At 59.9% G+C, this 11,507-nt stretch carries 9 protein-coding genes and 3 pseudogenes; 10 read left to right on the top strand and 2 right to left on the bottom strand.

Annotated features, from left to right (window positions below):
• The coding region (locus MMB74_RS19030; RefSeq protein WP_277430207.1) for a lytic transglycosylase domain-containing protein at window positions 1-717 on the top strand (717 nt) is incomplete at its 5' end.
• 577 nt (window positions 718-1,294) lie between these two features.
• Here the strand turns inward: MMB74_RS19030 and MMB74_RS19025 are convergent.
• Window positions 1,295-1,501, bottom strand: a pseudogene (locus tag MMB74_RS19025) (IS4 family transposase); the annotation flags it as partial.
• Between the two features lie 2 nt (window positions 1,502-1,503).
• Between MMB74_RS19025 and MMB74_RS19020 the strand changes: the two are divergent.
• The 6 genes and pseudogenes from MMB74_RS19020 to MMB74_RS18995 form a co-directional block, all read left to right on the top strand.
• A pseudogene (locus tag MMB74_RS19020) lies at window positions 1,504-1,965 on the top strand (integrase core domain-containing protein); the annotation flags it as partial.
• 110 nt (window positions 1,966-2,075) lie between these two features.
• Window positions 2,076-2,693: a hypothetical protein gene (locus MMB74_RS19015; protein WP_277430206.1), complete on the top strand. Its 618-nt coding sequence runs from the start codon at window positions 2,076-2,078 to the stop codon at window positions 2,691-2,693.
• 76 nt (window positions 2,694-2,769) lie between these two features.
• Window positions 2,770-3,486, top strand: a complete 717-nt coding sequence (locus MMB74_RS19010) for a hypothetical protein (RefSeq protein ID WP_277430205.1) — start codon at window positions 2,770-2,772, stop codon at window positions 3,484-3,486.
• A gap of 318 nt (window positions 3,487-3,804) precedes the next feature.
• A complete protein-coding gene (locus MMB74_RS19005; protein WP_277430204.1) occupies window positions 3,805-3,933 on the top strand; it encodes a hypothetical protein in 129 nt (42 codons plus the stop codon).
• The gene (locus tag MMB74_RS19000; protein ID WP_277430203.1) at window positions 3,920-4,498 is read left to right on the top strand and encodes a hypothetical protein; all 579 of its coding nucleotides are present in this window, start codon (window positions 3,920-3,922) and stop codon (window positions 4,496-4,498) included. The genes MMB74_RS19005 and MMB74_RS19000 overlap by 14 nt, the downstream gene beginning before the upstream one ends.
• Window positions 4,499-4,559: 61 nt before the next feature.
• A pseudogene (locus tag MMB74_RS18995) lies at window positions 4,560-5,111 on the top strand (transposase); the annotation flags it as partial.
• A 237-nt stretch (window positions 5,112-5,348) separates the two neighbouring features.
• Here the strand turns inward: MMB74_RS18995 and MMB74_RS18990 are convergent.
• Window positions 5,349-6,575 carry an MFS transporter gene (locus tag MMB74_RS18990; protein ID WP_277430202.1) on the bottom strand — a complete coding sequence of 409 codons (1,227 nt, stop codon included), beginning with the start codon at window positions 6,573-6,575 and terminating at the stop codon, window positions 5,349-5,351.
• 267 nt (window positions 6,576-6,842) lie between these two features.
• Here MMB74_RS18990 and xdhA point away from each other — a divergent pair, with 267 nt between their 5' ends.
• The 3 genes from xdhA to xdhC all read left to right on the top strand — a co-directional run bounded on the left by xdhA (window position 6,843) and on the right by xdhC (window position 11,492).
• Window positions 6,843-8,384, top strand: coding sequence for a xanthine dehydrogenase small subunit (gene xdhA, locus MMB74_RS18985; protein ID WP_277430201.1), 1,542 nt, complete (start codon window positions 6,843-6,845; stop codon window positions 8,382-8,384).
• A 136-nt stretch (window positions 8,385-8,520) separates the two neighbouring features.
• Window positions 8,521-10,962 (top strand): xanthine dehydrogenase molybdopterin binding subunit, encoded by a 2,442-nt coding sequence (gene xdhB, locus MMB74_RS18980; RefSeq protein ID WP_277430200.1) that lies wholly within the window; start codon window positions 8,521-8,523, stop codon window positions 10,960-10,962.
• Entirely contained in the window at window positions 10,959-11,492 is a 534-nt protein-coding gene (gene xdhC, locus MMB74_RS18975) for a xanthine dehydrogenase accessory protein XdhC (RefSeq protein WP_277430199.1), read from the top strand. Before xdhB ends, xdhC begins: the two co-directional genes overlap by 4 nt.
• Window positions 11,493-11,507: the final 15 nt, after the last annotated feature.

The following is an 11,507-nucleotide window of genomic DNA, read 5'->3' as shown; positions in this document are numbered from 1 at the left end:
TGGCAGGCCGAGCTCGAGCGGATAGAGAAGCTGCGATGGTGGGATAAGGTGCATGGAGTTGCTGGGTTGCCTGCCGATCCGGCGGTTTATCATTTTCATCCGGTGGGGTTGGTGGGGAATTTTGTTAAACGCTGCGATTGCATCAAATACGAAGTAATGTATGCGACACGAGGCCCCGCCTATCGTGATGATCAGATCATAGATAAGAGTCACTACAAAACTCCAATCGATCATTCGCCCGGGCGATTGGCTGGGAACAGTCGGCGCCACGGAGATGCTAGTCCAGATGTGCAGAGGGCCGTAATAGATATACTCGTCGACGCAGCGAGAAGTAATGGTCTAGATAAGAATGATCTCGCTATGGTGCTTGCCATAGCCCGCGTCGAATCAGGATACAACCCGGATGCTGCGGCGGGCACGACCTCCGCGTCCGGACTGGGGCAGTTTGTCGATGCTACTGCGCGGACCTATGGCATAACTACAGACGCCCAGCGATTCGATGCTAAAGATGGGGCGGTTGCATTGGTTAAACATTACTTGGAGAATAAAAAGTTGTCGCAGCGACGGTACTTCGGCAGGGAAATGTATGTAATGATCTATGCGTTCCATCATGACGGACCTAGCTTGGCATACGGCGGACGAGGTATCTCTGAGGTGGAAGTTATGCCGAAATTTGATTTATATTTGAATAATATTTGTGACGATTTGCTCGAGTAAAGTCAATGAAGAAAAACTTTGTATGGATGTTGCTGGGACTCGGCGCGATTTTCTGTCTGTCGGGCGGCGCGCGAGCTGTCACGATTGAGGACGAGGGGTTGCATAAATTAAGCGACGCGATCTCGTTGGTAGTGTCAAACGATAAATCGTATGACTCCTTCTAGGATTATTCTTGTGAAATTGTCGGCAAAAAAATTGACCTATCTGATACGCAAACGGTGACTGCCTATTTCCTGACGACTGCTAATGCTTGCGGATGGGGCGCCGCGCTCGGTCCGATCTGGTTAGTGCGGATGTCAGGGCGAGCCAGTTCTATTGTGCTTAGCGCGGGCGGATACTCGGTCAGCGTCTTGAAGGCCGCGAAATATGGAATGCGGGATATAAAGATTGGTGGTGGAACCGCTGGGCACCCTGTGTCATCTATTTATGAGTTTAATGGAGGCGTGTATCAAAAGATTAATGATAGAAAGTAGGAAAATGCTGCGTGTAAATTCGCTCCAGTGAGGCTCGCGCCGGAGCGCCGTTTTCATGCGTAACGTCCGTCCTGTCGGCCGTTCAGCACGCAATGCCCGTGTGGTTATGCAGTGTCGGCGTCACTGTCGTCGCGCAATAGGCGCATGGTTTCCGCGGCGATATGAACTTTCGTGAGTCCCTTCCAAATCGTCTCAGCGCCGGATTCGCGGTCGCCCTTGCGAGCGAGGAAACCGCCAAGGCGTGCGACCAAGCGCAATACTTCGTTGAGCGTGGGTTGCGCAGATCGAGGTGTTTTCGTGAGCAAGTACGCGGTCGATCGACTTCATGCACGACCGGTTGAAAGACGGCCGCAGTATCCGGCTGTTCAACGTGATCGACGACTTTAACCGCGAAGCGTTGGGCATCGAGATCGACTTCTCGCTACCCTCGGCGCGTGTCATCCGGGCCCTGCAGCAGATCATCGGCTGGCGGGGAAAGCCGATGGCGATACGGTGCGATAACGGCCCGGAGTACTTGAGCGACGCAATCACGCAATGGGCCGCCAGGCACGGCATCGCGTTGAACTACATCCAGCCGGGCAAGCCGCAGCAAAACGCCTACGTGGAGCGATTCAATCGAACGGTGCGCTACGAATGGCTATCGCAGTACTACTGGGACGACCTCGCGCACGTGCAGCACTTCGCGACCGAATGGATGTGGCAATACAATCACGAGCGCCCTAACATGGGCCTTGGCGGCATGACGCCGAAACAGCGGCTCATGGCCGCGGCATAGTCTCTACTTCCGACTCGCGTTAAAAGCGGGGGGACTACCCGGGTACGGCAGCATTCCTCAACGACAACAAGGCGTGGATTAAAGAACTGTGGTCTGAACGATTCCGTTTGATGAAGATAGTCCACAAGAATGCTGGCGAGCGCTGGTATGTCGTATTCACAGGGAATCCGCGATCGCGTAGATTGATAACGGCCGCCCGCTATGGCGTTAAGCACCAAAAAGTGCTGACAATTGCCAGTTGGGCCGGTAGCGTCGAGTGGGTTACGGCCGCGGCGTGGGAGGGAATCAGAGGTGTGGCAAAGAAGGCCGGGTTAATCGCATTGATATTTACTATGACCCTCGACGCTGCGGAGTGGCCGCGCGATTACGAACAGATAGGACCCGATGGGAAGCGGAGCAAAGATTTTGCCGATTTGCTAGGGAAGCTCGGAATTGATTTTCTAAAGGCGGGCATAAGTGCCGCGATCGCGTCAGCTGTTGTTGGAGCGGCGGTTGCGCTATTGGCGGGGTCGTTCATGGTGCCGGTATCGGCTATCGTAATTGGCACACTCGGTGTTGCAGCTCTCGTAGGTTACGATATTGATTTGCTTGATAAGAAGATCGATGGTACCGCCCACGGAATTGCTTTTGTTAGAGCGATTGGCGAATCGTCGGAGCATTCGGCAGAATATTTGCAGAAAGCTGCGAAAAAAGACTGCGAATCGTATTCGCTAATGTTCGCGGATTAACCTAAATTCGGCAAGCTTGCCTGGGGGAGTTGTGCGCACAGCATTGGGATTTAATACGGATCAGGTTTCGGTTACGGTGAAAAAAGCAATTCCTGTATGCTTGATGTTTCCGCTTCTTGGCGCAGGAATTTCATATCTCGCTTATGCCGACGTGCAGGGGGCATCTGGATTATCATGGCAGATCGGCCTTGCGGTAGCTGCTGTTTGCTGCTTCTCGCTTTTCTTTGTTTATGTGAGATCCCGTGGAAGCAATGCGTTGTTGGCTTGTGGGCTCATTTTGTCGATTAGCGTTTCTGCAATTTATTATTTCTTTGGCGTGTTTGCATATTTCTATTTCTTTATATTTTCATCGATAAGCGCATATTTCAGGTGGACGGGCGTGATGTGCGGTGGAGCGCTTTCGGTCTGGTGGGTTTGGGGCACATACCGAAGCGTGCAGCAGACGATCGCGGCGACGTCGTTCGTGAATAAAATGTTCGTCGAAAGCGAAGATAATATAGTTTTTCGTTTGAAAGACGGCATGCGGACATTTGATGTGTTGTGTCAGCAAAAATCCCCCTTTCCAAGGGTGCTTATGTATATTGCGTATGGTATCGCGCCTTTCGGTCTGGTGATGAATAGAATTCTGTCCTCCAGTCTTGGTGGTGATGGGGTCTTGGTGTTCGCTGCTGCGCTGGGTATGCCCGTATCATTGTGGTTTGCAAGCCTCTTCGTACGCATATATTTTGTGATGGTGGCCCTTCCGGTGAGAATCGAAAGGGAGAAACATAAGCGCGTTGTCGCGATGGCATGACGAGCGCGACCATTAGGGTTCACCGAAGTGAATATGAATGACTCGCGATTGCTAGTCGTGATATTCGCCCCTACTTCTCATTCATTCGACTGTGAGGCGTGGGTCGGTGAGCCCGGGGTGAAGCGCGATGTCGGAAAGATTGAAAGTCTGTGCCAAATTTGAAACTGCGCGAAATTGTTCATCGGACCACGTTATGTTCGTGTGCGGCGTTAATCCAAAAACATTGTGGTATTGGGTGGGAATCAGGGCGGTGGCGGGTCCTTCGGAGGGACGATCGATTTTGCGGAGTTCAAGCCATCGGAGATACATGGCTATTACGTGCCTAAGACGTACTTGCCGTTCGCGCAACAGGAGATCGCCAAGGGGGGCTCGCTGCCCGAAGCATCGGCAGCCGACTTGAACAAGGCTCATCACATTAAGGATGCGAAAGGTCATGGCACGCGCTAATCTATATAAAATCCTATTGCTCGCTTTGAGCGCCGCTGCTATTTTCGGATACACCAACGCATATGCTATTCCTGTGTCTGACTGTTTGTCGGCTAGTGATGTTTCAGAGATCAAGCAGAGGTTTTTTGCTTCATTTCCAGATAAGATTGAATTCAATAATTATGCCGATCCGTCTAGATTTGAATTGCAAACGAACGTTGTCGATGGTGTTGCACTTCAGCGCGGTGGGAGGACTGCGGCCGAAAAAATAGATTGGCTGATGAGCGTTTTTGGAGATCATAAAGTTCTCTTCGAAAATGTGACAGGATTCGATCATCCAATTTTCTCATATATCAAGGGGCAACTAAAGGGCGTGGAGCCGTCCGTCGACAATGGACGCACGTCGACGCATTTTCCTAAGAATGAATGCGTGCTCGACGTCGAGTTCAGAGCGGTAGGTGCGCGGTGTGTGATGTCTCAGCAGTTACAGAATATGGCTTTGATCTTTATAAAACGAAAAAATAGGATGTTGCTGACAACCGTAGAGATCTTCTTCATTGCGTGCCAAGAAAATAGGCCCAAGTGAGCGTAATTGCGGCGCGGAGGATTTCCTATTGCCCGAACTCCCGCACGAACAGCAAACGTCGTTGCAGGTTTGGATAGAGCGGGCGTGGCGCTTCTGCTGTCAACGCCCGAAGGACAAGAGCAAGCTCTACGCGTTGCACGCGCCCGAGGCCGAGTGTATTGGCAAGGGCAAAGCGCGCCAGCCGTATGAGTTTGGCGTCAAGGTGAGCCTGGGGATCACCGAGCGGCATGGACTGATCGTCGGCGCACGGGCGTTTCCAGGCAATCCGTACGACGGCCATGTTCTGGCCGAACAATTGGAACAGACCTCGATCCTGCTGCAAGAGGTGCAAGGCGAAGCGCGCGTGAAGACGGTGCTGACCGATCTCGGATATCGCAGTGTGGACGCCGACATTGCACCGGTGCAACTCGTGCATCGCGGCAAGAGCAAGACGCTTTCGAACAAGCAGCGGCGCTGGCTCAAACGCCGGCAGGCCATCGAACCGATCATCGGGCATGTGAAGCACGATCACGGCATGCGCCGCTGCTGGCTCAAAGGAAAAACAGGTGACGCAGTGCATGCCGTGCTGTGCGCGGCCCACTACAACCTGCGCTGGCTGCTGCGCGCCATTGCCCGCCTGGGCCTGAAGGGCTTTTTTGCGTTCGCCGCTTTGCTCCCCGCCGACATACTCGCGAACAACCTATCACACGCTCCTCGCATCCGCTTCACGCCTGGCTTCAAACAACCCTTCGCTGCTCATATCGAATTTTGCAGGGCTGACCAAGTAGGAAAATGCTGCCTGCAAATTCGCTCCAGTGAGGCTCGCGCCCGAGCGGTTGCGCCCCGCCTTGACCTCGCCAGGCGTCGCGCCTCACCCCGCATCGAGCGCCCCACGTCGCGCGAGCGGCGGCCGGCTGCGCGTCTGGCGCAAGTACAGACTGACCGACAACAACGCCGCGGCGGCAGCCGCGATCGCCGCGACCAAGAACACGGAGGGATAGCCGAACGCACCGGCGACATAGCCCGCTAGCGGCCCCATGATGCCGAGCGACAGATCGAAGAACACCGAGTACGCGGCGAGCGCCGCGCCGCGGCTGGCCGGCGGCACGAGCTCGACCGCTTCCACGCCGAGCGAGGGAAAAACGAGCGCGAAGCCGAAGCCGGTCACGGCCGCGCCCACGAGCGCAGCGCCAGGCGTGGGCGCGAGCCAGAGCGTCAGAAGGCCCGCGCATTCAAACATGAACGAGACGAGCGCAACCCGAAAGCCGCCGTAGCTGCGGATGGCATTAGCGAACAGCAGCCGCGCGCCGACAAAGAAACCGCCGAACAGCGTAAGCGCCAGCGCGGCATGCGGCCAGCCGCGCGCCGCATAATACAGCGCGATGAAGGTCGCGATGGACCCGAACCCGGCCGTGCCGAGCGCCAGGCCGACGCCGTGCGGCAGCACGCGCACTAACACGCTCGCATAGCCCATGCGTTCGCCGTGAACGAGCGGCACGGCATCGAGCCGGCGCGCGAGCCAATAGCCGAAGGCGGCAAGCGCGATGGTCGTGGCGCCAAGCGCCCAAGGTCCGAGCGAATGGGCGAGCGTAGCGCCCACGGGCGCGCCGATCGCCAGCGCGCCGTAGGTGGCGATGCCGTTCCAGGAAATGACGCGCGCGTTGTGCGTGGCGCCGACGCGGCCGATGCCCCACAAAATCGCCCCCGTGCCGACGCAGCTCTCGCCGAAACCGAGCACGAGGCGGCTCGCCACCAAGACGCACAGGCTCACCGCGGGCCAGGCGCGGCAGGCGACGGCAGCGGCCAACAACGCGCCGCTGACGCCGCAGGCGAGCAGCCCGATCCCGACCGTGCGTTTGGGGCCGAGCGTGTCCGAGAAGCGGCCCGCGTGCGCACGCGAGAACAGCGTCGCCGCATACTGCACGCTCACCGCCGCGCCGGCCAGCACCGAGCCCAGACCGAGCTGACTTTGCACGAAGCCGGGCAGCACGGGCAGCGGCAATCCGATGATCAGGTAGCAAACGAACGTGAAAAATACGACGGGAACGATTCGAGCCGTGGCGGCGCGATCAGATAAGGCGGGCGAGGCGGCAGACATGGGGCTTCAGGCAGGCAAAGACCGAACACTACACCAGGGAAAACGCCAGTTGAAGTGCGGCTGACTATGTGAAATAGCTTGGCATTGTCTCATGGAACCGGTTTCTGTGCAGTGCCGCATCGCCGAGTACGAACGCTGACGTCATCGGCATATCGGCGCAAGAATATGAGCGGCATGTCACGCCGCCTATGGGTTGGCTATATTGGCAGTGATAGCTTTGGATCGCACGATGAAACCGCGCGTTTTTCGATTATTCCGCTGACAACCATGAGCCAACCGATCCGTTTCTATCACCGCAATGCCATCCGCGAAGTCGGCGACGCGGCCGTGACACGCACGGTCTTGCAATACCTGCGCGAGGACGCGCACTGCACTGGGACGAAGGAGGGCTGCGCTGAAGGCGATTGCGGCGCTTGCACGGTGGTCGTCGCCGAGCGCGACGAGGCCGGCGGCGTGCGGTTCTCGCCCGTGAATGCCTGCATCCAATTTCTGCCGACGCTCGACGGCAAAGCGCTTTTCACGGTGGAAGATCTGCGCCAGAGCGACGGTTCTCTGCATCCGGTGCAGCAAGCCATGGTGGATTGCCACGGCTCGCAATGCGGTTTTTGCACGCCTGGCTTCGTCATGTCGATGTGGGCGCTTTATCGCAACCATGGCGCGGAAGACGGCGCGGCGAAGGGGGCGGCAACCGGAAGGACAACCGCTTGCTGCGCGCCCTCGCGTGAGGATATCGCCGACGCGCTCACCGGGAACCTATGCCGCTGCACCGGCTACCGGCCCATCGTCGATGCCGCCGAACGGATGTTCGAATTACCGCCGCCCCGCACGCCGATCGACGTCGCCGCCGTGGAGCGGGCGTTGGCTGCGCTCGAGCGCGACGACACTTTCCACTACGAGCACGACGGCGCCGCATTCGATGCGCCGCGCACGGTTGATGCGCTCGCCGCCATCAAGGCCGAGCGGCCGGCGGCGAGGGTGCTCGCCGGCAGCACCGACATCGGCTTGTGGGTCACCAAGCAGATGCGCGCGCTCGGCGACATCGTCTACGTAGGCCGTATCGCCGAGTTGCAGCGGATCTCTGTGTCCGACGACTGGATCGAAATTGGCGCGGGCGTCAGCGTCGAGCGCGCCTATGCGGAACTCGCGCGCCACTATCCGGAACTCACGGAAATGTGGAAGCGCTTCGCATCGCTGCCGATCCGCAATGCGGGCACCTTGGGCGGCAATGTCGCAAACGGATCGCCGATCGGCGATTCGATGCCGGGCCTGATCGCGCTGAGCGCGCGCGTCGTGCTGCGCGGTGGCGAGACCGAGCGCGAATTGCCGCTGGAGGACCTCTACCTCGGTTATCAAAAGAAGGACATGGCCGAGCACGAATTCGTCCTCGCGCTGAAAGTGCCGGCGCGAACCGGCGCGCGCGCGGCGCTGCAGTTTCGCACCTACAAGATCTCCAAGCGCTTCGATTCGGATATCTCGGCCGTCTGCGCCGCGTTTTCCTTCATCGCGGACGGCGACACGATCCGCTCGCCGCGCGTCGCCTTCGGCGGCATGGCGGCAACGCCCAAGCGGGCCGCTCATGCCGAAAGCGTGTTGACCGATGCGGCGTGGCACGAAGCGACGGCGCAAGCCGCCATGCAAGCGCTCGCGCGCGACTACGCGCCGCTCACCGATATGCGCGCCACCGACGAATACCGGCTGCAGACCGCACAGAACCTGCTCTATCGCTTCTGGCTCGAGACGCGGCCGCACGATCCGCTGCCACCCGAAGCGTTGAATGTGCGGATGGTCGATCTTCCGACGCCGGCGTAGGAAGCGACCGCGCCCGGCAACGTACGAGCGCACGGCTTCGAACCCAGGAAGCGTCGATTGAACCGTCGCGCGACCTGTACGAAAGCGAAGCGAGAACGAGATAGATAGATCGAGACACGATAGATCGAGACGAGCGATGAATCAGCAAGCCGAACCGTTTATGACCGAGTTGGCCCCTGGCGCACCCGAAGGCGAACGCCAACGCGCAGGCGCCGCGCCGGGCCAAGTGCATGTTTCACGGCCGCACGAATCCGCGCACCTGCATGTGAGCGGCCGCGCCACCTACACGGACGACATACCGCTCGTGGCGGGCACGCTGCACGCCGCGCTGGGCTTATCTGCCAAGCCCCACGCGAAGATCGTGTCGCTCGATCTGGATGCGGTGCGGGCGACGCCCGGCGTCGTTGCCGTTTTCACGGCAGAAGATATCCCCGGCACCAACGATTGCGGGCCGATCTTGCATGACGATCCGATCCTTGCCAATGGCGTCGTGCAATACGTCGGCCAGCCGATGTTCCTCGTCGTGGCGACTTCGCACGACGGCGCGCGCCTGGCCGCGCGCCGTGCCAAGGTCCAATTCGAGGATTTGCCGGCGGTGCTGACCGCGCAAGCGGCGCGCGCGGCCAATCAGTCCGTGCTGCCGCCGATGAAGCTCGCCCGCGGCGAGCCTGCGACGAAGATCGCCCGTTCGCCGCATCGCGACGCGGGCGAACTGCTGCTGGGCGGCCAGGAGCAGTTTTACCTGGAAGGGCAGATTGCGTATGCGGTGCCGAAGGACGATGACGGCATGCATGTCTGGTGCTCGACCCAGCACCCCTCGGAGATGCAACACCACGTCGCGCAAGTGCTTGGGCTTGCCTCGCATCAGGTCGTGATCGAATGCCGGCGCATGGGCGGCGGCTTCGGCGGCAAGGAATCGCAATCGGCGCTATTCGCATGCTGCGCGGCGCTGGCTGCATGGAAGCTGATGTGTCCGGTCAAGCTGCGCCCCGACCGAGACGACGACATGCTGATCACGGGCAAGCGCCACGATTTCCACTACCGGTACGAAGTGGGATATGGCGACGACGGCGCGATCGAAGGCGTCTCGGTCGATATGACATCGCGTTGCGGGTTCTCGGCCGACTTGTCGGGCCCGGTTATGACGCGCGCGGTCTGCCACTTCGACAACGCCTATTGGTTGCCCGATGTCGCGATCGAAGGCTTCTGCGGCAAGACGAATACGCAGTCGAACACGGCGTTCCGCGGCTTCGGCGGGCCGCAGGGTGCGTTTGCGATCGAATACATCATCGACAACATCGCCCGTTCGCTGAAACTCGATCCGCTCGATGTGCGCCGGCGCAACCTGTACGGCAAGACCGAGCGCAACGTGACGCCGTACGGGCAGACGGTCGAGGACAACGTGATCCACGAGCTCATCGACGAGCTCGAAACGTCGAGCGACTATCGCGGCCGGCGCGAGCAAGTGCGCGAGTTCAATGCGCGCAATGCGGTGCTCAAGAAAGGGATTGCACTGACGCCGGTTAAGTTCGGTATCGCGTTCAACGTGACCCACCTCAATCAAGCCGGCGCGCTCGTGCACATCTATACGGATGGCTCGGTGCTCGTCAATCACGGCGGGACCGAAATGGGCCAAGGGCTCAACACGAAGGTGGCGCAGGTCGTCGCGCACGAACTGGGCATCGCCTTCGCACGCGTGCGCGTGACGGCGACCGATACGAGCAAAGTGGCCAATACCTCGGCTACGGCGGCGTCGACGGGCTCGGATCTGAACGGCAAGGCCGCGCAGGATGCCGCGCGCCAATTGCGCGAGCGGCTGGCGACGTTCGCGGCGCAGCGGTTCGGAGCGGCGGGCATCGAAGCGAGCGAGGTCGTGTTCGAGAACGACACGGTCCATGTCGGCGAGCGCGCGATCGCGTTCGAAGAGGTCGTCGCCCAGGCGTATTTGGCGCGCGTGCAGTTGTGGTCCGACGGGTTCTATGCGACGCCCAAGCTTTACTGGGATCAACAAAAACTGCAAGGCCGCCCGTTCTTCTACTACGCGTATGGAGCGGCCGTGTCGGAAGTGGTCATCGACACGTTGACGGGTGAAATGCGCGTGTTGCGCGCGGACGTGCTGCACGACGTTGGGGCCTCGCTCAATCCGGCGCTCGACATCGGCCAAGTCGAAGGCGCTTTCATTCAGGGCATGGGCTGGCTGACGACCGAGGAACTCTGGTGGAACGGGGAGGGCAAGCTGATGACGCATGCCCCCTCGACCTACAAGATCCCCACGGTCAACGATTGCCCGCCGGATCTACGCGTTCGGCTGTTCGACAACCGCAACGCGGAGGAGAGCATTCACCGCTCGAAGGCCGTGGGCGAGCCGCCGCTGCTGTTGCCTTTCTCGGTGTTCTTCGCGATCCGCGATGCGGTGGCGAGCGTCGCGGACTATCGGGTCAATCCGCCGCTGAACGCACCGGCCACGGGCGAAGCCATCCTGAAGGCCGTCGCTGCCGTGCGCGCGGCGCGCGGGGATCTCGCGCCGCGTGCGGCCGACACGCCGGCCGTTGCGGCAGGGGTAGGAGCCGTCAAATGAATCCGCGCCCGCCGGCCGCTCGCACGCCGCCGCTACACATCGTGCTGTTCGGCGCCGGGCACGTGGGCCATGCGCTCGTCGCACAACTCGCCGCGCTGCCGTGCGTCGTTCAATGGATCGATGCGCGCGACGAATGCTTCCCCGAAGAAGTGCCTGCTAACGTCCAGGTCGAAGCCACCGATACGCCCGAAGCCGTCATCGACGCCGCCCCCCCCGGCTGTTGCTTCCTCGTCATGACGCACAATCATGCGCTCGATCTTGCGCTGGCCGAGCGGATCATGCGCCGGCGCGACTTCGCCTATTTCGGCATGATCGGCTCGAAGACCAAGCGCGTGAAGTTCGAGCGGCGTTTGATCGAACGCGGCGTCGAACCCGAACGGCTGCAACGGATGATCTGCCCGATCGGCGTGCCCGGGATCGCCGACAAGGCGCCGGCGTCGATCGCCGTTGCCGTTTGTGCGCAATTGATGCAGGTGCGCACCCACATGGCGAAGGCATCGGCGGCCTGCACGGTATCGGCATCCGCCTAGTTCCTAGCTCGCCCT

The organism is Trinickia sp. Y13, from assembly GCF_029522115.1.
Classification (GTDB): Bacteria; Pseudomonadota; Gammaproteobacteria; order Burkholderiales; family Burkholderiaceae; genus Trinickia.
Note: the sequence above shows the minus strand (reverse complement) of the source record. Positions and strands in the feature narration are given on the sequence as shown.

Bases quoted from the DNA above. Each gene is read 5' to 3' on its own strand.
- MMB74_RS19015 (WP_277430206.1), top strand. From the start codon at position 2,076: ATGAAGATAGTCCACAAGAATGCTGGCGAGCGCTGGTATGTCGTATTC.
- MMB74_RS18990 (WP_277430202.1), bottom strand. From the start codon at position 6,575: ATGTCTGCCGCCTCGCCCGCCTTATCTGATCGCGCCGCCACGGCTCGA.
- MMB74_RS19000 (WP_277430203.1), top strand. From the start codon at position 3,920: ATGGCACGCGCTAATCTATATAAAATCCTATTGCTCGCTTTGAGCGCC.
- xdhC (WP_277430199.1), top strand. From the start codon at position 10,959: ATGAATCCGCGCCCGCCGGCCGCTCGCACGCCGCCGCTACACATCGTG.
- xdhA (WP_277430201.1), top strand. From the start codon at position 6,843: ATGAGCCAACCGATCCGTTTCTATCACCGCAATGCCATCCGCGAAGTC.
- xdhB (WP_277430200.1), top strand. From the start codon at position 8,521: ATGAATCAGCAAGCCGAACCGTTTATGACCGAGTTGGCCCCTGGCGCA.